We start from the raw sequence: 24,874 nt of genomic DNA, 5'->3' as shown, positions 1-24,874 counted from the left end.
CGAAAAGAGCCTATTAAAAGGGGCCGCCAGAGAGTCAACTTTCACCGATTCTCCAGACAGCCCCTTACATTTAAAATTATTTCAACTCAGCTAAAACTTCTTCAATCTTAGCAAGCTCCGATTGTAAACCGCCGCCGCTCAGGTACCAAAGTGGTCCATCCAAGTAAACGATTTTTTTATTTTGATAAGCATCTGTTTTCTTAACGATATCATTTTCCATATCCGCTTCAATATTAGAGTCGCCGCCAACAGCAGCTGTACGGTCAATTACAAATAGCACTTGTGGGTTAAATTCCAGGATGGCTTCAAAACCGAAGTTAGAACCGTGAGAAGAAGACTCGATATCTTCTGTTACCGGCTTGAATCCATAAATGTCATAAATGTAGCCGAAACGGGAATTTGTTGCAAAACCTGATAATTTACCTTCATTGTACATTGTAACTAAAGAGGTTTTGTAGTTTCCAGCTAAAGCTTTGATTTCTTCTAAAGCTGAATCATATTTTGCCGTGTATTCTTCAGCTTCTGCTTCTTTACCAAACATTTTCGCCGCTAGATCTACAGAAGATTGGAATGTGTTCCAGTAGTCATCCTCAGAAGTACCAACAAACACGACAGGAGCAATTTCTTTTAATTCTTCATAGAATGCTGACTGACGCCCAGAGATAAAGATTACATCCGGATCCATTTCAGCGATATCTTCAAGTAAAGGTTCCTTTAATCCACCAACGCTTTTATACTCATCAGAAGCGTATTTTTCAAGGTGAGCAGGCAGGGTAGAATCTTTTGCAACCCCAACAATTCCTTCAACACCTAGAGCATCTAATGTATCTAAGAAACCATAATCGAATACGGCAATTTTTTCTGGCATCTTTTCAAATTCTACATCTTCAAAATTAGTTGTACCACCCTCACTGCCTTCTGTTGAAGCAACTGTCGGAGATACCGTCATTGGATAAGCAGAGCTTCCTTCTGTTCCAGCTGCACTTGTTTCTTCAGCTGCAGCTTTATCAGCTGATTCTTCTTTTGAAGCTTCTTCGTTAGAACCACATGCGGCAAGCAATAATACCATAGCTGCTAACAACGCAAAAAATATTTTTTTCATCTTTCATAACTCTCCCTTTTTACTTATTATTGATATTGATTATCATTATCAATCATGATGATAATTATTATTGAATAATCTTTATTAGTCAATAACTTTTTGCAAGATTTTTTAAATTATCTTCCAGTATTTTAAAAATCTGACATAAAATAAGCTAACCCCTGAAGAAATACAATAGATTTCTCCAGGTATATTTATTACTTCAATGTTTACGTATGTGAATTAAAATAGACACAAATCCTGCAGCCATTCTGTTCTTGAATTGGAATATCCATATCATAAATTTCACGAAGCACATCAGAATTTATGATTTCACGAGTAGGCCCATTTTTCATCAGCCGGCCGTTTTTCAACGCTACGATACGATCAGAATAAACAGATGCAAAATTTATGTCATGTAAAACAATGACAACTGTCTTTCCAAGTTCATCAACCAGCTTGCGCAAAATTTTCATAATTTGAACTGAATGCTTCATATCCAGGTTATTTAAAGGCTCATCCAGCAGGATATAATCCGTATCCTGAGCAATGACCATTGCAATAAATGCCCGTTGCTTTTGACCACCTGATAATTCATCTAAATATTTGTCTTGCATATCAGTTAAATTCATATATTCAATGGCTTGATCAACAAACTTTTCGTCTTCTGCTGTTAAACGCCCCCTTGAATAGGGGTAGCGCCCAAATGACACAAGCTCACGCACTGTTAATCTCACATTAAGGTAATTGGCTTGTTTCAAAATGGATACTCTCTTTGCAAAATCCGAAGACTTCCATTTTTTCACATTATTCTGATCGAGTAATACCTCACCTGTATCTGCTTCTAATAAACGGCTTACCATAGAAAGAAGTGTTGATTTACCAGCACCATTCGGTCCAATAAAAGAGGTTATGGTCCCCGGTTCGATTGTGACTGTAACATCCTCTACAACAGGCTTTTTACCAAATTGTTTTGTTAATCCTTTGATTTCAATCATCCTGCTGCCCTACTTTCCTTAAGTAATAGATAAATAAAGTAAATACCGCCGATAAAGTTAATAATGACACTTAATGTTGTACGCAGCTCAAAAATATGCTCCACAAGGAAATTACCGCCGACCAATGCAATAATACTGATCAAGCTCGCCCCTAATATGTGGATAGAGTGTTTATATGTCACCAGATATTGATAGGAGAGATTGGCAACGATTAATCCAAAAAATGTAATTGGGCCGACAAGCGCTGTAGAGGTGGCAATTAAAACAGATGATAAAATTAAAATTCTCATTACCATGCCGTCATAATTAATACCAAGATTTATCGCATTTTCGCGGCCAAGTGACATAACATCCAGTTTATCCATAATAAGATAGCCATAAAGAAACGCAAGAAATAGGATGCCAATTGAAATAAATAATAACTCCGCCTTTACGTTTGTAAAGGTCGCAAACAACCGGCTTTGAAGGCTTAAATATTCGACTGGATCTATCAATACTTGCAGGAATGTGACAAAGCTTCCCAGGAGTGTCCCTATAATCATCCCTATTAATAGAAGAAAATAAATGGGATGCTTATCAGCCCTGAACAAAAACCGATATAAAATCAAGGCAAAGACGACCATGGCAAAAATGGCTGCACCAAAGTTTAAGTATTTATTTAATACCCACACTGACATCGACCCTGCAAAGAAGTAGATTAATGTCTGCACTACTTGATACATAGAATCAAGGCCCATAACAGAAGGTGTTAAAATGCGATTATGTGTAATTGTCTGAAACACAACTGTAGAATAAGCAATTGCGATTCCTGTTATAACCATCGCTGTAACTCGGAGCATGCGCTTAGGAAAGGCATAATCAAAGCCGCCTTTAATATCATAAAAGCCATATAACAAAATAAACACAATGGCAATAGCTGCTAAAATCATCAGTTTTGTACTATTTCGCATATGCTCTCCCCCTAAGCAGCATCGTTAAGAAGATTGCACTGCCTATCACTGCCACTGTTACATTAACTGGAATTTCATAAGGATGAATGATGATTCGCCCTAGAATGTCGCATATTAATAGGAAAACAATTCCTAACACCGCTGTATGCGGAATCGTTTTGCGCAGGTTATCACCTAAATAAAGAGAGACAATATTCGGCACAATCAGTCCTAAAAATGGAATAACCCCGACAGTTAGGACAACCGTTGTCGATATAACCGCAACAAGTATCAGACCTATATTTAGTACCAGCTTATAACTTAAACCTAGATTTCTCGCAAAATCTTCACCCATTCCTGCAACTGTAAATTTATTCGCATAAAGATACGCTAAAATAATAGCTGGAATACTAACATATAAAAGCTCATAACGGCCAGCAATAATCAAAGTGAAACTTCCCATAAGCCAAGAAGATATATTTTGCAGAAGATCTGCTTCATATCCAAAGAACGTTGTAATGGAAGATAAAATATTCCCATACATAATTCCAACTAATGGAACAAAAATAACATCTTTAAATTTTATACGATCTAAAATCTGCATAAAGAGAAATGTGCCTGCTAAAGCAAAGGCAAAACTAAAAATAACTTGCTGTGTATAGGTTACATTCGTAAAAAACAGCATGGAAATTAAAATACCCAGCTTTGCTGCATCCAATGTTCCAGCAGTAGTTGGTGATACAAACTTATTTCGGCTTAAAGACTGCATAATTAAACCGGCAATACTCATCCCTGCCCCCGCTAATATAATCGCCAATAACCGTGGGATGCGGCTAATAAGGAAAATATGTGTTTCATCTGATTCCCAATTAAGCAGATCCTTAGGCGTTATATCTATTGCTCCGATAAATAGCGAGATAAAAGACAGAACGATGGCTGCAATTCCTAACATCCATAATCTCATTAATAACCCTCATAACATGTTTATTATCATCCAGCAATTGAAAAAATCTTTATTCCAAGTAGAGGAATATCAGTAAATCTATAAAACTATTTTTAAAATAATGATAATCATTATCATCGCATAGCAAAAAAAAGAACCTTGATATGTATAGATTTTTTGTTTATTGAAAATGATTATCAACTTGCCAACACAATTAATGTATCACAAAAAATAATAAAAGAAAAGAGGCAGATTGTAAATTCCGGCAATTGTCTAATTTTATTCTCACTTTAAAATAAAGAAGCTCAAATAAAAAGGAGATTCAAGCAGAAAAGTTGAACCTCCCATTTGTTGCCTCTATAGTGTTTTAATAAGAACCCGAATAGCTTCAGATACATCGATTTGATTTTCCTGGCAGTGATTCGTGAGCTGCCGATACGTTTCCTCATCTAACCTAACATGAACGGTATGTATATATTTTTCAGAATCTAGTTTTTTTGGTCTTCCTCTTGTTACTTTTCTTTTGCCACTGCCGTCTTTCCATACATTTATGATGACATATCCGTGTTTTTGAATCCAAAGATCACAATCATACTCTTTCCACATTGTTTTGGCTCTTTGCAGGAAATCAAGTTTGAATTTTACTAGTTCATCTCCTTGAAGTCCCTTCATGACCGCTTTTTCCATCGCCTTATGTTCGTTAAATTGGAGAAATTGGTCGTAAGATTTGAATGTTAATTCTTTCATTATTCCGCTCCCATAATCTATTATCTACCTATAAAAATCATACCCTTTAAGAAAACAGTTGTAAATCCTGCCTGAATCCGTAACTGCCTTCTTTTATTACGCCAGACTGCTAAATTTTCGCAGCTTAAATGAATGCTAAATGTTGCCGGTCTTATCTGCAATTCTCATTTTAAAAAAAGACCCAATCCTGCAATTGGATTGAGTCTTACTTGATCAAATTTTTATAAATGTTGTGGAGCGGCAATTTTCAAGTCGGCACCCCAACTTTACTGGTCCAGCATTATTTTCAATACAGACTTTCCTTACTCCACAGTAACCGACTTAGCCAGGTTACGCGGCTTATCTACGTCACACTCGCGGTGCAGCGCAGCAAAGTAAGAGATTAATTGTAAAGGTATTACAGAGATAAGAGGTGTTAATAGCTCGCTCACTTCCGGAATGATAAAGCTGTCTTCTTCTGTTTCCAGCCCTTTCATGGAAATGATGCAAGGGTTTGCTCCACGGGCAACAACCTCTTTGACGTTGCCGCGAATGCTTAAGTTAACACTTTCTTGAGTTGCCAGGGCAATGATTGGCGTACCGTTCTCGATTAAAGCGATGGTTCCATGCTTTAATTCTCCGCCTGCAAAGCCTTCAGCTTGAATATATGAAATTTCCTTCAGCTTAAGTGCACCTTCAAGGCCAACATAGTAGTCGATCCCACGGCCAATAAAGAACGCATTGCGTGTAGTGGAAAGGAATTTGCGTGCTATATCTTCGAACTCTTCCTTCGCATCGCAAAGGACTTCCATTGCATTAGCAACAATGCCTAGCTCCTGAACAAGGTTGAAGTCCAGTTCTAATCCGCGGCTCTTCGCTGTAACTTCTGCAAGAATGGATAATACAGCAATCTGGGCTGTGTATGCCTTTGTAGAAGCAACCGCAATTTCAGGACCGGCATGAAGCAATAACGTGTATTCTGCTTCACGTGATAGAGTTGAACCTGGAACGTTTGTAATGGTTAATGCCTTATGGCCCATTTCCTTCACATTTACTAGTACGGCACGGCTATCAGCTGTCTCACCGCTTTGAGAGATAAAGATAAATAGCGGCTTCTCTGAAAGCAACGGAATATTGTAGCCAAACTCACTTGAAATATGAACCTCAACTGGGATTTTTGCGATTTTTTCAATGAACTGCTTTCCAACAAGACCTGCATGATATGAAGTCCCGGCAGCAATGATATAAATGCGGTCTGCATCGTTCATCGCTTCAACGATTTCCTGATCGATTGTCAGCTCGCCATTATCATCTTGATACTTCTGGATGATTTTGCGCATCACTAAAGGCTGCTCATCGATTTCTTTCAGCATGTAGTGAGGATATGTTCCTTTTTCAATATCGCTTGCATCCAATTCGGCCGTATACGGATCACGGCTGATTTCCTCGCCATTCAGCGTCTGGATTTTAACAGCATCTTTTGTGACAATAACGATTTCTTTGTCCATTAGTTCAACATATTGATCTGTAACTTGCAGCATCGCCATTGCGTCAGAAGCGACTACATTGAATGTTTCACCTAATCCAACCAGAAGAGGGCTCTTGTTTTTCGCAACAAAAATCGTTTCATCGTTTTCTGCATCCAATAGGGCGATTGCATAAGAGCCTTTTAAAAGTGTCAGCGTTTTGCGGAACGCTTCTTCAGTATTAGCACCTTCGTTCACGAATAATTCAATCAGCTGAACGATGATCTCTGTATCTGTATCACTTTTAAGGGCAACTCCCTGCAAATATTCGCGCTTTAAGATGTCATAGTTCTCAATTACGCCATTGTGAACAAGAGTAAAACGGCCAGAATTACTTTGATGAGGATGAGCATTTACTGTGCTTGGAACACCATGAGTCGCCCAGCGGGTGTGGCCAATCCCTGTGTTTGCCATTACATCTTCATCAACAATACTGCGAAGGTCCGCAATACGGCCTTTTTCCTTGAAAACCTGAACGCCGTTATCATTTATAACCGCGATGCCAGCTGAATCATAGCCTCTATATTCAAGCTTTTCCAAGCCCTTTAATAAAATTTCCTTTGAATCTAAGTTTCCAATATATCCAACGATACCACACATACTTCTTTTCCTCCTATTAATGAAGGGGCAAGAAGCCTTTTCGGGGCAGTCCTGCCCCTTATCTCTGTTTTTTTATATTCGCCGCAATAAGGGGCATTACAGCCTCTTGGGTGAGCGTTTCTTAGTTTTAGCATTCCCTTCTCTTTGTGCATTCAGTTGCCCGAATGTTTTAAAGAAGAAATCATCGGTTGTGCTTTCAACCGGGAGGCATCCGCCGAACATTCGATAAACCTCCTCCTCGTCAACTAATCCTTACGTCCAGGATCAGTTCAGGCGCTTTAGATTAAATTAATTTCTCACGATCCACCTTTCTCTTCTTGAATAAAGATGTCCTGTATTCTTAAATACAAAAACAGGATTATCATACATCAAAGTCAGACTTCCGTCAACAGATAAATTAAGGCAGCTGCCTGCCAGCCAGCCATTTGGGTATTCCCTTTTTGTACGGCTGTAAACTCCATATATAAAAATATGCATAAGGGAGTTCAGGAGTTCCCTTATGCATATGATTTGTGCTTTTTATTCTTTTAATCCCATTTCACTTTCAACAACAGCAGCGATGCGCTCTACATAGGCTGCGCAAAGTTCACCCGTTGGGGCTTCTGCCATTACGCGGACAAGCGGCTCTGTACCGGAAGGACGTACCAGAATCCGGCCGTTTCCGTTCATTTCTTCTTCAACCTGTGCAATGACTTCTTTCACTTTTTCATTGTCTGTTACATGATGCTTATCTGTTACACGAATGTTTACAAGCTTCTGCGGGAATTTCTGCATTTCGTTCGCAAGCTCAGATAGCGGCTTCTTGGTTACTTTCATGATGTTAACAAGCTGAAGGCCTGTCAAAAGCCCATCTCCAGTTGTGATGTAGTCCAGGAAAATGATATGACCTGACTGTTCTCCGCCAAGGTTGTATCCGTTCTTCTTCATTTCCTCCACAACATAGCGGTCGCCTACAGCTGTCTGAACACTTTCCACACCGTTGGCTTCAAGCCCTTTATAGAAGCCAAGGTTGCTCATCACAGTGGAAACAACAGTATTTTGCTTAAGCCTTCCCTGCTCTTTCATGTATTTTCCGCAGATATACATGATCTGGTCGCCATCTACAATATCGCCATTTTCATCAATGGCAATTAAACGGTCGCCATCGCCATCAAAAGCCAAACCTACATCTGCTTCTTTTTCCTTAACAAAGGCAGACAATGCCTCAGGATGAGTAGAACCGACTCCTGCATTGATATTTAACCCGTTAGGAGATGCTCCCATCATGGAAAGATCAGCATCAAGATCAGCAAATAGGTGTGTTGCCAGCGGTGAAGTAGCACCATGTGCACAATCGAGCGCAATGTGGATGCCAGAGAAATCTTCATCAACCGTCTGCTTTAGGTATTGAAGATACTTCTGTCCGCCTTCAAAGTAATCATTCACCTGTCCCAGGCTGCCTCCGACCGGTCTTGGAAGCTGGTCTTCTGCCATATCCATTAATTCCTCAATCTCAGCCTCCTGATCATCGGACAGTTTAAACCCATCCGGGCCAAAGAACTTGATTCCGTTATCTTCAACAGGATTATGGGATGCAGAAATCATTACGCCAGCTTCTGCACCCAGAGCTTTTGTTAAATAAGCGACGCCAGGCGTTGAAATGACTCCGAGGCGCATAACTTCTGCTCCGATTGATAATAGCCCCGCTACAAGTGCGCCTTCCAGCATATGGCCCGAAATACGGGTATCACGGCCGATTAATACTTTCGGACGATCATGGTCCTTCGTTAATACATAACCCCCAAAACGGCCCAGTTTAAAAGCCAGCTCTGGTGTCAATTCACTATTTGCAACTCCTCGTACTCCATCTGTACCGAAATATTTACCCATTTTATAATCGCTCCTTCTAACTTTAAAAACTATATTAAGCTTCTTCTTTTCGCGTAATTGTTATAGTCGCTTTACCTGCTGCAGGTTTTATTTCCACCCCTGAAGGGCCATCGATATTGATTGGCACCTCATGGTCACCTTCACCAAGGTCTGCCAGGCTCAAATATAAATTAAAATCTTCAGCTTTGAGATCCTGAACCGTACTGCTTTTACCGGTAACCGTAATACTTGTCCGTCCGGAAGCTGGGTTATTAAGGACCGCTTCATATTCTTCAGCTAAACCAGCTAAGTTGATGGGGAGGCTTGAAAAGGTTTTGGTTTCCTCTTGTTCCTGTGCCTCTGTTTCTTCAGCAGGCTCTTCTGTATTATCCTCTTCATTCACATTCTCCTCAGTGCTAACGTTAACAGACGCCTTCACTGTCTTAGGATCCACTGCAGAAATCCCATCCGGAATAATAACCGGCAGGGTGAGCACGGTATCTTTATCAATCTTGCTGACATCCACCTCTACCCTGACACTTTCAGTCTCATTTAATATTTCTTCCCGGCCCGTTATAGAAGCCTCGTTAACATCGAGTTCAATCGAATTAATGGTAACACCATCTTGAGGGTCCCCCTTCCGGACGATCGTAACGGGAACCGTCTTGCTTAACTGCTTAACCGGCACTGTTACTTGAATCACTTGGGGTTCCACAATAACATCAAGCTTATTCATCTCACGGTCCAATACCCTGACAGTTGCTTCATCAGTGATTGTCTCGGTTATTGGCCCCTTTACATCAAGGGTTGCTTTAACAAAGCTGATCCGCTCAATCACTTCTTTTGCTCCCGTGATTTTTACCGTCTTTGGTTCTGCAGATGCCGCTTCGGCCGTATAGCCCTCACCAAGCAGGCCATTATTAAATTCTGCATCCACTTTAAATTCCTGGGTCACTTTTTCATGGACTGTCACATCTGCATATTGCGGATTGATCGTCACATCAAGTTTATCTGAGATATCGCGGATCTTAATTTCCACTCTTTGAGAGCCAATTTCTGCATTCGTCAAATCTACATATACTTCAAAGTTCTGCTGTTTTTTCGCTGGCTCAAGGTGGCTTTTGGGACCCTCTATGCTCAAATCAACAGTATCTGGAATACCGGTAACGACCAGATTTTCCGTATCATAATAACTTTTCACCGGGACATCTTCAATAATGTCTGAATCCTGCTGGCCAGGAACGTTTATGTTCTTTAATTCCTTATCTGCATCATATACTGAATCAAATAGAAAAAGTGCCAGAATCAAGGCAACAATTTTCATAAACCAGCGGGTATCTACCAATTTATCAATTAACTTATCCATTCTTTTTCCCCCTCCAGTTCCAAAGACCTGAAGAAGTCTGCTTTATTTTATGTTGAACAAGCAACTCATTTGAAAGCATATCTTTAAAAGCTTCAGCTTTTAAATCACGGTGCAGCTCACCGTTTTTGGTTAAGGAAACACTTCCTGTTTCCTCTGAAACGATAATGGTAATACTGTCAGTTACTTCACTTATACCTAAAGCAGCCCTATGTCTGGTGCCCAGCTCTTTTGAAATGAATGGACTTTCTGACAGAGGCAGATAACACGCTGCTGCAGCCACACAATTCTTTTGAATGATAACGGCTCCGTCATGCAACGGTGTATTCGGTATAAATATATTAATCAGGAGCTCAGATGAAATTTTGGAATCCAGCTGAATACCGGTTTCAATATAATCGTTCATCCCTGTTTCCCGCTCAACTGAAATAAGCGCCCCAATGCGGCGTTTAGCCATATAATCCACAGCCTTAGCTATGGATTCGACGAGTTTCTCCTGATTTTCCTCCTCCTGATTAGCCGTCCTTGAGAAGAATCTTCCTCTCCCCAATTGCTCCAATGCTCTTCGCAGCTCCGGCTGGAAAATGATTATGATGGCCAGAAATCCCCAAAGAAGCACTTGTTCCATCATCCAGCCTAATGTTTGCAGGTGGAACTTGTCGCTTGCTACTTTAACCAGGATAATGACAAAAATCCCTTTCAGCAATTGGACAGCCTTTGTTCCTTTAACAATCATTATGAGCTTATAGATGACGTACCAGACAAGGAGAATGTCTATTGTATTAGCCAACAATTTCAAAATAGAGAAATCTGCAAACGACATTATCCTTCCTCCAAATATATATTTCAAAAGCAATCAATGCTTAAAGTTCCTTTATGTAACTTTCATATTATATCATATTTAACGCTAATTCCAATTTTGAGACAACAGACACCACCTGGAAAAATAAGTACACTAAGAATCCCTGCCTTAAAGCAGGGATTCTTACTATGGTTATGTCTATTTCTCTTTGTCTGTTTCTCCGTTTTCAAATACATTTACAGCATCCTTGGCTGCCTTTTTGATGTGATACCACAGCCATTCAAAAATGGCATCAACCTCTTCGATTTCTCCGGTAACATTACCGGCTGAAGCCATGTACTGCTGGCCATTGATGACCGTAACATTTCCGTCTATTTCGCCCTTGATTTCCAAGTCGCCGTTCTTAACCACTACATCGCCTTTTACCACTTCGCCTTCTGGTACAATCACCTTATCGTTTTGCACAACAAGGTTTGGCTGCTTAGAAACCGATAGTTGGTGATCCTGATCCCAGGAAGAAACGACGCTTCCCATCATCAGAACAAGAAAGAGGGATGCCGCAGTTAAAAGCGGATGATGCCTGAACCAGCGCTGAACCCCGACTTTTCGCTTTTCTTTAGGCAATTTCGCCATAACGTTTGCCGTGAAATTTTCAGGTGCCTGTATATGTGAAGTGCTTTGGACTAAAGCGATCGTCTTCTTTAATTCATGGAAATGAATTTGGCATTCCTCACAGTTCTGCAAATGTGCCCTTAATTCCTTCTCATGTTCGGCTGAGATCTCTTCATCTAGGTACTCATGCATATAAACAACCATTTCTGCTGGACATTTCAAAGTTCTCACCCTCTTTTTTAAACGTATCTTAATTGATTCCTAAGTGCTTCCCTGCCCCGGTGAATCCTGGTTTTAACCGTTCCCAGAGGAAGGTCGAGCGTTTCACTGATCTCGTTCAGCGATAATTCTTCAATATATTTTAAAACAATAACCGAACGATATTTCTCCGGAAGCTTCGATATTTCCCTTTGGATTGTTTCCTGGAGTTCAAGGCTTTCTACATCTTCCTCCGGCAGCCTCGCATCGGAAGCAATTTGAGAATACATGTTCAGTCCATCCGTTCCTGCGACCTCTGCATCCAGATAATAATCAGGCTTCTTTTTTCTGATTCTGTCTATACAAAGGTTAGTGGCAATCCGATAGAGCCACGTGGAAAATTTCAAGTCAATATTAAAGCTGGCAATGTTTACATAGGCTCTTAAGAAAGCCTCCTGAGCAATATCCTCTGCCTCATGCCTGTTTCCCAGCATTCTGTAGCAAATCTGAAAAACTTTATCTTTGTATATTTCAACAACTTCAGCATAAGCATCCTGGTCGCCTTTTAATACTTGCTTTATCCTCTTCTTTACGATTGTCTCCATTTTTTTACCTCCGCTCCAGTGCGGCTAATCGATAATACGAATCGATAGCGGAAAAGGTTTCATTTTAATAAAAAAACATTCAATTTCTATATTAGCAAATTTTTACTTATTCTGGTTTATTTTTTTTCTTTTAGGGTATAAAAGTACTAAATTAATCGAAAAGGGTTGGTTACGGTGTGTGTTAAGGAACTATTGAGAGATATTGAGGATTGCCGGTCAAGAATGATCCAGTTAGCAGGTTCCGCTTCTTTTACAGATCATATGGTAGTTGATACCAGCACGAAACTCGATCAACTTCTAAATAAATATTATACACTCACAGCAAAAAAATGAGCAGAACTTGTTTACGTTCTGCTCATTTTTATTTTCTATTATTATAGAAGCTTTTCGCCAAATAATGAACCCATAAGCGCGACTGCCACGGTAGCTGTTTTGTTTTTGTCATCCAAAATCGGGTTAACCTCTACAAATTCAGCCGATGTAATGATCTGAGATTCTGCGAGCATCTCCATGGCCAAGTGGCTTTCACGGTAGCTGATGCCGCCAATAACTGGAGTTCCAACACCCGGTGCATCATGCGGATCCAGCCCATCCAAATCCAGTGACAGATGAACACCATCTGTATTTCTTTCTTTTAAATATGTAATAGACTCCTCCATAACCTTTGTCATCCCAAGCCGGTCAATTTCGTGCATGGTGTATACTTTAATGCCTTTTTCCTTAATAAGCTCCCGCTCTCCTTCATCCAAAGATCTTGCCCCAATAATGACAATATTCTCCGGCTTAACCTTTGGAGCATATCCTCCTACATTGGTTAAAAGCGGGTGCCCAATTCCCAAGCTTACTGCAAGAGGCATGCCATGAATGTTCCCTGAAGGTGAAGTTTCAGCTGTATTTAAATCCCCGTGGGCATCATACCAGATTACCCCAAGATTTTTGTAATGCTTCGAAACACCGGCCAATGTTCCAATTGCGATGCTGTGATCGCCGCCAAGTACTAATGGAAAAGAACCACTTTCTATTGCTTTATCAACTTCTTCTCCTAGTTTTTCTGTCTTTTCAGCAATAAGGTCCAAGTTTCTAAGATTTGAATTTGGATCGATTTGAACTTCCGGACGGCCAATGGCAATATCGCCCTGGTCATGGATATCTTCGAATAAACACTTTAATCGCTCATTCACACCTGCATATCGGATCGCACTTGGCCCCATGTCCACACCGCGTCTCATCTGGCCAAGATCCATCGGCATTCCAATTATCGATAATTTCTGTCTTTTCATAGTACAAGTCCTCCCTTTCCCTTTATACTCATATTTTAACCGCTTTCAAACACATGACTCAACTCGACAAAATCGTGTATATATATGCGGCTGCCAGGAAAGAGGCTTCTAAATATACTATGTTAGCTTCCTATGTTTTTGCCAAATTATTGTTTGTAAAGTAAAAAATCCCTAAACCATGCTGGTCTAAGGATTGTCGTATTATGTATAAAGGTGGAGCCTAGCGGGATCGAACCGCTGACCTCCTGCGTGCAAAGCAGGCGCTCTCCCAGCTGAGCTAAGGCCCCATTTGGAGCGGAAGACGGGATTCGAACCCGCGACCCCCACCTTGGCAAGGTGATGTTCTACCACTGAACTACTTCCGCAAAAAATATTTATATTTACAAGTAAGACCTTCAGGACTCGATTCCTAAGGTCTGCGTCTTTCTATAAAGTGAGCCATGAAGGACTCGAACCTTCGACCCTCTGATTAAAAGTCAGATGCTCTACCGACTGAGCTAATGGCTCATAATATAATCCTGATGCCTGAACTTCATTTGCAGATGTGCTTCAAAGCCCTTCGGTCTTTGTCGCAGATTATAAAAGCTTGCCAATCAGGGATGTAACGCTTCGATGCTGCAATCTTTTAAAATCCTCTACCGACTGAGCTAATGGATCAAAAATGGCTGGGCTAGCAGGATTCGAACCTGCGAGTGACGGAGTCAAAGTCCGGTGCCTTACCGCTTGGCTATAGCCCAATAATTACAAAATAAAAAGGACATTCATAGCTTGTCCAGTTTTTTGTGTTTTATTAAGAATAAATGGTGGAGGGGGGCAGATTCGAACTGCCGAACCCGAAGGAGCGGATTTACAGTCCGCCGCGTTTAGCCACTTCGCTACCCCTCCATCTAAAAAAGATGGTGCCGGCGAGAGGACTTGAACCCCCAACCTACTGATTACAAGTCAGTTGCTCTACCAATTGAGCTACACCGGCAAATATGGTGGAGGATGACGGGATCGAACCGCCGACCCTCTGCTTGTAAGGCAGATGCTCTCCCAGCTGAGCTAATCCTCCAAAATGGTGACCCCTACGGGATTCGAACCCGTGTTACCGCCGTGAAAGGGCGGTGTCTTAACCGCTTGACCAAGGGGCCTAGTACTCTAGTTGTCTACATTAAGAGAGCTTCCAACCGGGCTCGAACCGGTGACCTCTTCCTTACCATGGAAGTGCTCTACCTGCTGAGCTATGGAAGCAACAGCTCATAATTCCCAAAAGGGCTTTATGAAAATGGCTCCGCAGGCAGGATTCGAACCTGCGACCGTTCGGTTAACAGCCGAATGCTCTACCACTGAGCTACTGCGGAAAAGTGGTATTTTGGTAAACAGCCCGGCAGCGTCCTACTCTCACAAGGGGACAGCCCCTAACTACCATCGGCGCTGAGAAGCTTAACTTCCGTGTTCGGTATGGGAACGGGTGTGACCTTCTCGCCATCGCCACCAGACTATTTTCAAAAGACAAGTATGATTATACTTTCTTTTGATGTTTTTTTCAAGAGGAAATTTCATTTTTTCGTTCCCTCAAAACTAGATAATGCATGAAGAAGTATTGCCGAGTATTCACCAATGACTTGGTTAAGTCCTCGATCGATTAGTATCAGTCAGCTCCACATGTCGCCACGCTTCCACCTCTGACCTATCAACCTGATCATCTTTCAGGGATCTTACTAGCTTGACGCTATGGGAAATCTCATCTCGAGGGGGGCTTCATGCTTAGATGCTTTCAGCACTTATCCCTTCCGCACATAGCTACCCAGCGATGCCTTTGGCAAGACAACTGGTACACCAGCGGTGCGTCCATCCCGGTCCTCTCGTACTAAGGACAGCTCCTCTCAAATTTCCTGCGCCCACGACGGATAGGGACCGAACTGTCTCACGACGTTCTGAACCCAGCTCGCGTACCGCTTTAATGGGCGAACAGCCCAACCCTTGGGACCGACTACAGCCCCAGGATGCGATGAGCCGACATCGAGGTGCCAAACCTCCCCGTCGATGTGGACTCTTGGGGGAGATAAGCCTGTTATCCCCGGGGTAGCTTTTATCCGTTGAGCGATGGCCCTTCCATGCGGAACCACCGGATCACTAAGCCCGACTTTCGTCCCTGCTCGACTTGTAGGTCTCGCAGTCAAGCTCCCTTGTGCCTTTACACTCTGCGAATGATTTCCAACCATTCTGAGGGAACCTTTGGGCGCCTCCGTTACTTTTTAGGAGGCGACCGCCCCAGTCAAACTGCCCACCTGACACTGTCTCCCGCCCCGATAAGGGGCGCGGGTTAGAATTTCAATACAGCCAGGGTAGTATCCCACCGACGCCTCCACCGAAGCTGGCGCTCCGGCTTCTCAGGCTCCTACCTATCCTGTACAAGCTGTACCAAAATTCAATATCAGGCTACAGTAAAGCTCCACGGGTCTTTCCGTCCTGTCGCGGGTAACCTGCATCTTCACAGGTACTATAATTTCACCGAGTCTCTCGTTGAGACAGTGCCCAGATCGTTACGCCTTTCGTGCGGGTCGGAACTTACCCGACAAGGAATTTCGCTACCTTAGGACCGTTATAGTTACGCCGTTTACTGGGGCTTCGATTCAAAGCTTCGCTTGCGCTAACCTCTCCTCTTAACCTTCCAGCACCGGGCAGGCGTCAGCCCCTATACTTCGCCTTGCGGCTTCGCAGAGACCTGTGTTTTTGCTAAACAGTCGCCTGGGCCTATTCACTGCGGCTCATCAGGGCTATGCACCCTAATGAGCACCCCTTCTCCCGAAGTTACGGGGTCATTTTGCCGAGTTCCTTAACGAGAGTTCTCTCGCTCACCTTAGGATTCTCTCCTCGCCTACCTGTGTCGGTTTGCGGTACGGGCACCTTTTCCCTCGCTAGAGGCTTTTCTTGGCAGTGTGGAATCAGGAACTTCGGTACTAAATTTCCCTCGCCGTCACAGCTCAGCCTGTGTGGTAACGGGATTTGCCTCGTTACCGGCCTAACTGCTTGGACGCGCTAATCCAGCAGCGCGCTTACCCTATCCTCCTGCGTCCCCCCATTGCTCAAACGGTAAAGAGGTGGTACAGGAATATCAACCTGTTGTCCATCGCCTACGCTTTTCAGCCTCGGCTTAGGTCCCGACTAACCCTGAGCGGACGAGCCTTCCTCAGGAAACCTTAGGCATTCGGTGGATGGGATTCTCACCCATCTTTCGCTACTCATACCGGCATTCTCACTTCTAAGCGCTCCACCAGTCCTTGCGGTCTGGCTTCAACGCCCTTAGAACGCTCTCCTACCACTGACATCGTAAGATGTCAATCCACAGCTTCGGTGATACGTTTAGCCCCGGTACATTTTCGGCGCGGAGTCACTCGACCAGTGAGCTATTACGCACTCTTTAAATGGTGGCTGCTTCTAAGCCAACATCCTGGTTGTCTAAGCAACTCCACATCCTTTTCCACTTAACGTATACTTTGGGACCTTAGCTGGTGGTCTGGGCTGTTTCCTCTTGACTACGGATCTTATCACTCGCAGTCTGACTCCCATGGATAAGTCTTTGGCATTCGGAGTTTGTCTGAATTCGGTAACCCGATGGGGGCCCCTAGTCCAAACAGTGCTCTACCTCCAAGACTCTTACTACATGAGGCTAGCCCTAAAGCTATTTCGGAGAGAACCAGCTATCTCCAAGTTCGATTGGAATTTCTCCGCTACCCACACCTCATCCCCGCACTTTTCAACGTGCGTGGGTTCGGGCCTCCATCCAGTGTTACCTGGACTTCACCCTGGACATGGGTAGATCACCTGGTTTCGGGTCTACGACCACATACTCATTCGCCCTATTCAGACTCGCTTTCGCTGCGGCTCCGTCTCTTCAACTTAACCTCGCATGTAATCGTAACTCGCCGGTTCATTCTACAAAAGGCACGCTATCACCCATTAACGGGCTCTAACTACTTGTAGGCACACGGTTTCAGGATCTCTTTCACTCCCCTTCCGGGGTGCTTTTCACCTTTCCCTCACGGTACTGGTTCACTATCGGTCACTAGGGAGTATTTAGCCTTGGGAGATGGTCCTCCCTGCTTCCGACGGGATTTCTCGTGTCCCGCCGTACTCAGGATCCACTCTGGAGGGAACGAAGTTTCAACTACAGGGCTTTTACCTTCTCTGGCCGGCCTTTCCAGACCTGTTCATTTACCTCGTTCCTTTGTAACTCCGTGTAGAGTGTCCTACAACCCCAGGAGGCAAGCCTCCTGGTTTGGGCTAATCCCGTTTCGCTCGCCGCTACTCAGGGAATCGCGTTTGCTTTCTCTTCCTCCGGGTACTTAGATGTTTCAGTTCCCCGGGTCTGCCTTCAATACCCTATGTATTCAGGTAAAGATCCTATCCCATTACGGATAGGGGGTTTCCCCATTCGGAAATCTCCGGATCAAAGCTTACTTACAGCTCCCCGAAGCATATCGGTGTTAGTACCGTCCTTCATCGGCTCCTAGTGCCAAGGCATTCACCGTGCGCCCTTTCTAACTTAACCTACTTCGGCCAATGATAAACGGCGAATCTCTGCGTCAGCTCCGTCACTGTGCTCCTCACGTACTCTCGTACGCTCCGGTGCTCGTTCGGTCGCTTCCTTGATCTTCTTGCTTCTCATTGCCCTCATGGTTTGTGCTCTTACGTTGTTTTAAAACAAAAATAAGAGAAAAAAACTAAGATGGCGATTACTCGGTTATTGCTTCTTCATTAACATTATCTAGTTTTCAAAGAACGAATCTTTCATTGAGAGATTGAACTCTCAAAACTGAACGAACAAAGAACGTCACGTTTCATGTAAATATCCTTAGAAAGGAGGTGATCCAGCCGCACCTTCCGATACGGCTACCTTGTTACGACTTCACCCCAATCATCTGTCCCACCTTAGGCATTGGCTCCAAAGGTTACCCCACCGACTTCGGGTGTTACAAACTCGTGGTGTGACGGGCGGTGTGTACAAGGCCCGGAACGTATTCACCGCAGATGCTGATCCGCGATTACTAGCGATTCCGGCTTCATGCAGGCGAGTTGCCTGCAATCCGAACTGAGAATGGTTTTATGGGATTCGCTTAACCTCGCGGTCTCGCGCCTTTGTACCATCCATTGTAGCACGTGTAGCCCAGGTCATAAGGGGCATGATGATTTGACGTCATCCCCACCTTCCTCCGGTTTGTCACCGGCAGTCACCTTAGAGTGCCCAACTGAATGCTGGCAACTAAGATCAAGGGTTGCGCTCGTTGCGGGACTTAACCCAACATCTCACGACACGAGCTGACGACAACCATGCACCACCTGTCATCCTGTCCCCCGAAGGGGAACGCCCTATCTCTAGGGTTGTCAGGAGATGTCAAGACCTGGTAAGGTTCTTCGCGTTGCTTCGAATTAAACCACATGCTCCACCGCTTGTGCGGGCCCCCGTCAATTCCTTTGAGTTTCAGCCTTACGTACTCCCAGGCGGAGTGCTTAATGCGTTTGTCGCAAAGACTAAAGGGCGGAAACCCTCTAACACTTAGCACTCATCGTTTACGGCGTGGACTACCAGGGTATCTAATCCTGTTTGCTCCCCACGCTTTCGCGCCTCAGCGTCAGTTACAGACCAAAGAGTCGCCTTCGCCACTGGTGTTCCTCCACATCTCTACGCATTTCACCGCTACACGTGGAATTCCACTCTTCTCTTCTGCACTCAAGTTCCCAGTTTCCAATGACCTCCCGGTTGAGCCGGGGCTTTCACATCAGACTTAAGGAACGCCTGCGCGCGCTTTACGCCCAATAATTCCGGACAACGCTTGCCACCTACGTATTACCGCGGCTGCTGGCACGTAGTTAGCCGTGGCTTTCTGGTTAGGTACCGTCAAGGTACCGGCAGTTACTCCGGTACTTGTTCTTCCCTAACAACAGAGTTTTACGATCCGAAAACCTTCATCACTCACGCGTTGCTCCGTCAGACTTTCGTCCATTGCGGAAGATTCCCTACTGCTGCCTCCCGTAGGAGTCTGGGCCGTGTCTCAGTCCCAGTGTGGCCGATCACCCTCTCAGGTCGGCTACGCATCGTCGCCTTGGTGAGCCGTTACCTCACCAACTAGCTAATGCGCCGCGGGCCCATCTGTAAGTGATAGCCGAAACCATCTTTCAGCTTTCCCTCATGTGAGGGAAAGAATTATCCGGTATTAGCCCCGGTTTCCCGGAGTTATCCCAGTCTTACAGGCAGGTTGCCCACGTGTTACTCACCCGTCCGCCGCTGACTTCAGGGAGCAAGCTCCCATCTGTCCGCTCGACTTGCATGTATTAGGCACGCCGCCAGCGTTCGTCCTGAGCCAGGATCAAACTCTCCATATAAGAGTTGATTAAGCTCATAAGTTATCTTTTTAAAAAAGACTAAAGAATTAACGTTGACGTTTTTGTTCGTTCAGTTTTCAAAGATCAATCCGCCGCTCGGAAGCGACTTTCTTAATATATCACGTGTCAACTCCGACGTCAACAACTTTTTTTAAGTTGTTTTTATTTGTGCTTTCCGTCATCAGCGACGTTTATTAATATACCAAGATATCAATAACAAGTCAACACATTTTTTGTATTTTTTTCTTCAGCACAAAAATACATTACCCCTTCTTTTCATGATGCTGGCGGGAACGCATGTATTTAAGGCAGTCTGCTGGAGTTGCCATACGCTGAAATAAGGAAAATAGAATTTTATATCGTTCTTCCATGGCTCTTTTGACAATGTGGTCGATCCTGTCATCTTTTAAATCGAATAATATTTCGTCCATTTCCCGCTTAATGAGATACTCCATTTCTTTTAGCTCTTTCTGATTTAATAGCATTCCAATCATTTTGGTGGCCTCCAATGAATTGTTCAATTTGTTTTCTGTAGTATTTTTCCATATAGGATTTATTATGAGTAAATTTTTTATTCATGGAAGAGACAAGTTCAGCATAGGTATGGATTAGTAAGGTATCGGACGAGGTGAATTGTTATGAACTTTTTTTATGTATTGAATGGTAAGTCATTAAAACAAATTTCGCTGGTTGTCATTGCAGCATTTTTCACGGCTTGGTTTCTCTATATGCAGAGCATTGTCCACTTGCCTGCTTTTTCGACCAAAGACGGGCCTAAAGCGATATACAAAGGGGAAAAGGATTTAGCCCTCACCTTTAATATAGGCTGGGGGGATGTAAAAGCAGAGCCCATACTGGATATTCTCAAAAAAGAAAATGTTAAATCTGCGACTTTTTTTCTTGCTGGCTCCTGGGCTGAACGCCATCCGGATTTAGTTTCGAGGATCGTGAAAGAAGGTTACGAAATTGGAATTTTAGGCTATAGCTATGAAGATTATACAGAGCTTGAAGAAGATAAGATCAGGAGAGATCTTGCAAAGGCGCAGGAAGCATTTAGAAAGCTTAATATTAAAGACATTAAGCTTATGCGCGCCCCAACAGGACATTTTGACCAGAAAACGTTAAAGGTTGCTGAAAGGATGGGCTTTACCGTTGTCCATTGGAGCGTTGATTCAAAGGATTGGACCAATCCGGGTGTAGAGAGGATTGCAGAGAATGTATCAAAAGCAAAAAAAGGAGATATCGTACTTCTGCATGCTTCCGATTCTGCAAAACAAACAGCCAAAGCTCTTCCGCTCATTTTAAATGATGTAAAATCCAAGGGGCTCAATTTCGTTTCCGTTTCTGAAATGATTGCTAATGCTGAGACGAAGACAAGTGAAATAAAATAGATAAGCGGGATCCGCCTTGCCCACCCCCGATAAGCACAAGACGAGAGGTAGGCTGCTTGCGCCAGACAGTTATCGACATTCAAAATTCTATACTTAAAACAAAAGCCATCCATTATTTGGATGGCTTTTGAGCTAGATTGCTTCTTTGTTTTTGAGAATCCTCATTTAATTTATGAAGGATAAGCAGCTGGTAGGTGTTGCAGACTAGTAATGGGAACAGCATTAGATATAGCCAGCTTTCCTCATTTACCCTTAAGACCGGCACCCACTCAATGGCGGTTACAACCACCATAAAAAATACTGCAGGAATAAATGCATGCTGATTGGTCTGCTTTGCTTTAATTGCTGCAACCACAAGTGCGACTATAAGGAGAAAAGCCGCTACGCCAATATACGGAAGCATACTGTCTCCCCCGCCCGCAAAAGCCTTATAACGGAAGTAAACCAAGTCAAACAAAGCAAATAAAATTAGGACAATCTGAATAGGATTCCATAATCCTTTAAAAATTCCCAACCCGAAGCGGTGTACCGTCAAATAAGCAAAGAAGCCCATTTGGCTAATGATGCTGAAGATTAATCCTACACCTATAAGCCAGAAGAATACCGACAGAATCTCAAGGAAATCGAAGTCAGCAAAAATAGGCGCAAATTCATCCCAGCGCACAATAAATCCGACAACTCCAGTAGTTAATCCTCCAACTAAAAGAGTTGATATAAAAAGCTTTACCCAATTACGGCTAGTCAATTTATTTTTCCCCCATAATAAATAAATTCATTCTTTATGATTGTACCAACCAAAGTTTGAAAAATCTAGGCATTGTATTTCCAGCGCATAATATTTGCTGAATTTCTTCATTCTAAAGGTAAGGACACCTCTGAAAGGAGCTTCATCATGATAAAAAAATTCCGTTTGCTCCTTCCATTAGCGCTAGTGTTTTTCATATCAGGCTGCGGCCAAGGTGAAACGGGCAACGGCCAAATGGATTATGAGCAAACTAAAAAAATGGTTGTAGATATATTAAAGACCGATGAAGGTAAAAAGGCGCTCGAAGAATTGATGGCTGATGAAAAAATGCAGCAAAAGATGGTCATGGACCAAAAGGTAGTAGCCGATACCATTGAAAAAACCTTAACCTCTGATAAAGGTACAGAGTTTTGGAAGAAGTCCTTTGATGATCCAAAGTTTGCCGAAAGCATGGCAAAAAGCATGCAGAAAGAAAATGAGCAGCTCTTAAAAGATCTAATGAAAGACCCTGAATACCGGGGAATGATGATAGAAGTACTTAAAGATCCCGAACTCGAAAAAGAAGTTACGGATGTCCTTAAAAGCAAGGAATATCGGGAGCATATACAGAAAGTAATGACCGAAACATTTGAAAGCCCGCTTTTTAAAGCGAAAATTCAGGACATCCTTCTGAAAGCAGCAGAAGAAACGAAAAGCGGCGGTCAGCAAGGCGGTGGAGAAAGCGGCGGTGAAGGCGGCGGCCAGGGTGCAGACCAAGGCGGCGGCGGTGGCGGCCAGGGAGGCGGAGCATAACTCCTTTAAAAACAAAACCTCTTCCAATTCGGAAGAGGTTTCTTTCATTACTTGCTTTCAATTGATTGGATAACTTTGCGGGCGATATCTGTATAAATCTGTCCGAGCTTATGATCTTCATCATAAATGGACGGAGCGAAGTCTTCTTCATTCCAATCAGGCTGCTGAAGAGGCAGCTGGCCCAGCACTTCTGTCCGCAGTTCCTCAGCAAGCTTTTCACCGCCGCCTTGACCAAATACGTGCTCTCTTTCACCAGTCAATTGGCTCTCGAAATAGGCCATGTTCTCGATAACACCCAGGATTTCATGCTCAGTGCGAAGTGCCATAGCACCAGCTCTCGCAGCAACAAATGCGGCTGTAGGATGCGGAGTTGTCACAACGATCTCCTTGCAGGATGGGAGCATTGTGTGCACATCCAGGGCAACATCTCCCGTACCTGGAGGCAAATCAAGAAGAAGGTAATCCAATTCGCCCCATTCTACTTCATTGAAAAAGCTGTTCAGCATTTTGCCAAGCATTGGGCCTCTCCAGATAATTGGTGCATTATCTTCTACAAAGAATCCCATTGAGATTACTTTTACTCCAAAGCGCTCAACCGGCAGAATTCTTTCTCCTCTTACCACAGGGCGCTTTGTAATGCCCATCATATCCGGTACGCTGAATCCATAAATATCGGCATCGATCAGACCGACCTTTTTTCCTAAACGGGCCAGGGATACTGCCAGGTTTACAGATACGGTGGATTTGCCGACTCCTCCTTTTCCGCTGGCAATGGCAATAAACTCAGTTTTATTTCCAGGAGAAAGCAGGCCTTTGTCTTCTTCAGACGCTGCCTCTCTATATTGTGAAAGCACTTCATCAGGAAGCTCGCTGAAGCGTATGCCAACAGTTGCGGCTCCTGCTTCTTTTAAAAGATTGACGACTTGAGTCTGAAGCTGAAGCTGTTCAGCTGTACCTGTCTTGGCGATTTGAATCTTGACGCTGACATGGTTCTTTTCTTCCTTGATTTTGATTTCTTCAATGGCGTTAAGTTCGCCCAATGTTCTATGTAAAAATGGTTCCTGCAAGCCGCTTAAAGCTTCTTTGACTTTCTGTTCAGTTAACATACATTGCACCCGCCTTCTGAATTCGTTTCCATTTTAGTATAACATATTGAATATTCTATACTGTTAATTCTATCACACCAGAAATACATTCACTATTTCCCTGCATCAATAATAAGAAAAGGCACTTTCTCAGCACCTTTTCATTCCCATGTTTCGGTCAATTCTTTTTCATTGGTATAGTAGCGCATGATTCCATTGTAGATGGAGGCAGCGATTTTATCCTGATATTCATCAGTTTTCAGATTGGCCCGTTCCCCAGGATTTGATAAGAATCCCACTTCTACTAAGACACCTGGCTTTTTGGCGTATTTTAAAATGAATACATTGTTTAAAGGCTTCGAGTTCCGCTTGGTATTCTCCAGGTTGCGGCGGAGTTCGTCCTGTATGAATTTTGCGGCTTTGGCATTTTCCTTAATCCCCGGAGCATAGAAAGTCTGTGCTCCGCTCCATCGAGGGGAAGGAATTGAATTTAAATGGATACTGACATAAAAATCAGAATTAGAAGTATTTATCATTTCAAGCCGTTTCTTCAGATCTTCTACTTTTCTCCGGCTGTAACCTCTGGTTCCCTCTGGTGCGAGGTCTCTGTCTTCCTCCCTCGTCATCAGCACAAGTGCTCCCTGCTCCTGGAGGTAATCCCTTACTTTTAATGATACATCCAGTGCGATATCTTTCTCGAGAGCACCTTCATCCCCTGCCCCGCCATCCGGGCCGCCATGGCCGGGATCAAGTAAGATGATTTTTCCTGTTAAAGGCAGATTCCACGATTCCCAGGAATCATCATCCGTAAAGTCATATTGCAAAATTAGAAAAAGGACGATAAGCCCGATCGCAAACCCGCCTATTTTTAATTTTTTCTTCATATGTCCTAATCAGTCCCCTCCTGCTTATCCTCATTTCAATATATGGGACAAGATGGAGATCTAGAACTTCGATCAGGACAGCCTTTTTATCAATGCA

At 43.3% G+C, this 24,874-nt stretch carries 21 protein-coding genes, 10 tRNA genes and 3 rRNA genes; 3 read left to right on the top strand and 31 right to left on the bottom strand.

What is annotated here, in order from left to right; genetic code table 11:
• Positions 1-76 precede the first annotated feature (76 nt).
• The 12 genes from IRB79_RS02305 to sigW all read right to left on the bottom strand — a co-directional run bounded on the left by IRB79_RS02305 (position 77) and on the right by sigW (position 12,231).
• Positions 77-1,102: a siderophore ABC transporter substrate-binding protein gene (locus IRB79_RS02305; protein ID WP_243506519.1), complete on the bottom strand. Its 1,026-nt coding sequence runs from the start codon at positions 1,100-1,102 to the stop codon at positions 77-79.
• A 209-nt stretch (positions 1,103-1,311) separates the two neighbouring features.
• Entirely contained in the window at positions 1,312-2,079 is a 768-nt protein-coding gene (locus IRB79_RS02300; RefSeq protein WP_243506517.1) for an iron ABC transporter ATP-binding protein, read from the bottom strand.
• Positions 2,076-3,029: an iron chelate uptake ABC transporter family permease subunit gene (locus IRB79_RS02295; protein WP_243506516.1), complete on the bottom strand. Its 954-nt coding sequence runs from the start codon at positions 3,027-3,029 to the stop codon at positions 2,076-2,078. Before IRB79_RS02295 ends, IRB79_RS02300 begins: the two co-directional genes overlap by 4 nt.
• Positions 3,019-3,972, bottom strand: coding sequence for an ABC transporter permease (locus IRB79_RS02290; RefSeq protein ID WP_221881271.1), 954 nt, complete (start codon positions 3,970-3,972; stop codon positions 3,019-3,021). The genes IRB79_RS02295 and IRB79_RS02290 overlap by 11 nt, the downstream gene beginning before the upstream one ends.
• A 336-nt stretch (positions 3,973-4,308) precedes the next feature.
• The gene (locus IRB79_RS02285) at positions 4,309-4,698 is read right to left on the bottom strand and encodes a ribbon-helix-helix protein, CopG family (protein WP_243506515.1); all 390 of its coding nucleotides are present in this window, start codon (positions 4,696-4,698) and stop codon (positions 4,309-4,311) included.
• 302 nt (positions 4,699-5,000) lie between these two features.
• Entirely contained in the window at positions 5,001-6,803 is a 1,803-nt protein-coding gene (gene glmS, locus IRB79_RS02280; protein WP_243506514.1) for a glutamine--fructose-6-phosphate transaminase (isomerizing), read from the bottom strand.
• Positions 6,804-6,899: 96 nt separating this feature from the next.
• Positions 6,900-7,025, bottom strand: coding sequence for a hypothetical protein (locus IRB79_RS27995; RefSeq protein WP_275724031.1), 126 nt, complete (start codon positions 7,023-7,025; stop codon positions 6,900-6,902).
• Between the two features lie 297 nt (positions 7,026-7,322).
• Positions 7,323-8,672 carry a phosphoglucosamine mutase gene (glmM, locus tag IRB79_RS02275; RefSeq protein WP_243506513.1) on the bottom strand — a complete coding sequence of 450 codons (1,350 nt, stop codon included), beginning with the start codon at positions 8,670-8,672 and terminating at the stop codon, positions 7,323-7,325.
• 34 nt (positions 8,673-8,706) lie between these two features.
• Positions 8,707-10,017, bottom strand: a complete 1,311-nt coding sequence (locus IRB79_RS02270; RefSeq protein WP_243506512.1) for a CdaR family protein — start codon at positions 10,015-10,017, stop codon at positions 8,707-8,709.
• Positions 10,010-10,837, bottom strand: a complete 828-nt coding sequence (gene cdaA, locus IRB79_RS02265; RefSeq protein ID WP_206845561.1) for a diadenylate cyclase CdaA — start codon at positions 10,835-10,837, stop codon at positions 10,010-10,012. Before cdaA ends, IRB79_RS02270 begins: the two co-directional genes overlap by 8 nt.
• Positions 10,838-11,014: 177 nt before the next feature.
• A complete protein-coding gene (locus tag IRB79_RS02260) occupies positions 11,015-11,650 on the bottom strand; it encodes an anti-sigma factor family protein (protein WP_243506511.1) in 636 nt (211 codons plus the stop codon).
• 17 nt (positions 11,651-11,667) lie between these two features.
• Entirely contained in the window at positions 11,668-12,231 is a 564-nt protein-coding gene (gene sigW, locus IRB79_RS02255; protein ID WP_048008702.1) for an RNA polymerase sigma factor SigW, read from the bottom strand.
• 174 nt (positions 12,232-12,405) lie between these two features.
• Between sigW and IRB79_RS27990 the strand changes: the two genes are divergently transcribed.
• Positions 12,406-12,564, top strand: a complete 159-nt coding sequence (locus IRB79_RS27990) for an aspartyl-phosphate phosphatase Spo0E family protein (protein ID WP_279401046.1) — start codon at positions 12,406-12,408, stop codon at positions 12,562-12,564.
• A gap of 41 nt (positions 12,565-12,605) precedes the next feature.
• Here the strand turns inward: IRB79_RS27990 and rocF are convergent, their stop codons facing one another.
• The 16 genes from rocF to IRB79_RS02180 all read right to left on the bottom strand — a co-directional run bounded on the left by rocF (position 12,606) and on the right by IRB79_RS02180 (position 20,374).
• Positions 12,606-13,511 carry an arginase gene (gene rocF, locus IRB79_RS02250; protein WP_243506510.1) on the bottom strand — a complete coding sequence of 302 codons (906 nt, stop codon included), beginning with the start codon at positions 13,509-13,511 and terminating at the stop codon, positions 12,606-12,608.
• 214 nt (positions 13,512-13,725) lie between these two features.
• Positions 13,726-13,798 (bottom strand) — tRNA-Ala (locus tag IRB79_RS02245).
• Between the two features lie 3 nt (positions 13,799-13,801).
• A tRNA-Gly gene (locus tag IRB79_RS02240) sits at positions 13,802-13,876 on the bottom strand.
• A gap of 69 nt (positions 13,877-13,945) precedes the next feature.
• Positions 13,946-14,018: transfer RNA gene (locus IRB79_RS02235), tRNA-Lys, on the bottom strand.
• Between the two features lie 155 nt (positions 14,019-14,173).
• A tRNA-Gln gene (locus IRB79_RS02230) sits at positions 14,174-14,248 on the bottom strand.
• A gap of 64 nt (positions 14,249-14,312) precedes the next feature.
• Positions 14,313-14,396 (bottom strand) — tRNA-Tyr (locus tag IRB79_RS02225).
• A 12-nt stretch (positions 14,397-14,408) separates the two neighbouring features.
• Positions 14,409-14,484, bottom strand: a tRNA-Thr gene (locus tag IRB79_RS02220).
• 5 nt (positions 14,485-14,489) lie between these two features.
• A tRNA-Val gene (locus tag IRB79_RS02215) sits at positions 14,490-14,565 on the bottom strand.
• A 4-nt stretch (positions 14,566-14,569) separates the two neighbouring features.
• Positions 14,570-14,644 (bottom strand) — tRNA-Glu (locus IRB79_RS02210).
• 27 nt (positions 14,645-14,671) lie between these two features.
• A tRNA-Thr gene (locus IRB79_RS02205) sits at positions 14,672-14,744 on the bottom strand.
• Positions 14,745-14,779: 35 nt separating this feature from the next.
• A tRNA-Asn gene (locus IRB79_RS02200) sits at positions 14,780-14,854 on the bottom strand.
• A 21-nt stretch (positions 14,855-14,875) separates the two neighbouring features.
• Positions 14,876-14,992, bottom strand: a 5S ribosomal RNA gene (gene rrf, locus IRB79_RS02195).
• Positions 14,993-15,118: 126 nt separating this feature from the next.
• Positions 15,119-18,048 (bottom strand): 23S ribosomal RNA (locus IRB79_RS02190).
• Positions 18,043-18,174, bottom strand: a complete 132-nt coding sequence (locus tag IRB79_RS27985) for a hypothetical protein (protein ID WP_258760818.1) — start codon at positions 18,172-18,174, stop codon at positions 18,043-18,045. Before IRB79_RS27985 ends, IRB79_RS02190 begins: the two co-directional genes overlap by 6 nt.
• Before the next feature lie 181 nt (positions 18,175-18,355).
• Positions 18,356-19,880: ribosomal RNA gene (locus IRB79_RS02185) — 16S ribosomal RNA — on the bottom strand.
• Together the 16S, 23S and 5S rRNA genes with 10 tRNA genes alongside form the textbook arrangement of a ribosomal RNA operon.
• A 263-nt stretch (positions 19,881-20,143) precedes the next feature.
• Entirely contained in the window at positions 20,144-20,374 is a 231-nt protein-coding gene (locus IRB79_RS02180) for a hypothetical protein (RefSeq protein ID WP_243506509.1), read from the bottom strand.
• A 144-nt stretch (positions 20,375-20,518) separates the two neighbouring features.
• Here IRB79_RS02180 and pdaB point away from each other — a divergent pair, with 144 nt between their 5' ends.
• Positions 20,519-21,271: a polysaccharide deacetylase family sporulation protein PdaB gene (gene pdaB / locus IRB79_RS02175; protein ID WP_243506508.1), complete on the top strand. Its 753-nt coding sequence runs from the start codon at positions 20,519-20,521 to the stop codon at positions 21,269-21,271.
• Positions 21,272-21,383: 112 nt separating this feature from the next.
• Here the strand turns inward: pdaB and IRB79_RS02170 are convergent, their stop codons facing one another.
• Positions 21,384-22,016, bottom strand: a complete 633-nt coding sequence (locus tag IRB79_RS02170) for a KinB-signaling pathway activation protein (protein WP_243506507.1) — start codon at positions 22,014-22,016, stop codon at positions 21,384-21,386.
• A gap of 147 nt (positions 22,017-22,163) precedes the next feature.
• Here IRB79_RS02170 and gerD point away from each other — a divergent pair, with 147 nt between their 5' ends.
• A complete protein-coding gene (gene gerD, locus IRB79_RS02165; protein ID WP_243506506.1) occupies positions 22,164-22,808 on the top strand; it encodes a spore germination lipoprotein GerD in 645 nt (214 codons plus the stop codon).
• Between the two features lie 47 nt (positions 22,809-22,855).
• Here the strand turns inward: gerD and IRB79_RS02160 are convergent, their stop codons facing one another.
• Entirely contained in the window at positions 22,856-23,914 is a 1,059-nt protein-coding gene (locus IRB79_RS02160) for an Mrp/NBP35 family ATP-binding protein (RefSeq protein ID WP_243506505.1), read from the bottom strand.
• Between the two features lie 140 nt (positions 23,915-24,054).
• The gene (gene cwlD, locus IRB79_RS02155) at positions 24,055-24,777 is read right to left on the bottom strand and encodes an N-acetylmuramoyl-L-alanine amidase CwlD (protein WP_243506504.1); all 723 of its coding nucleotides are present in this window, start codon (positions 24,775-24,777) and stop codon (positions 24,055-24,057) included.
• Between the last annotated feature and the right edge of the window lie 97 nt (positions 24,778-24,874).

This window comes from Cytobacillus oceanisediminis, assembly GCF_022811925.1.
Taxonomy (GTDB): Bacteria; Bacillota; Bacilli; order Bacillales; family Cytobacillaceae; genus Cytobacillus; species Cytobacillus oceanisediminis_D.
This window is presented reverse-complemented; position numbering and strand designations above follow the sequence as displayed.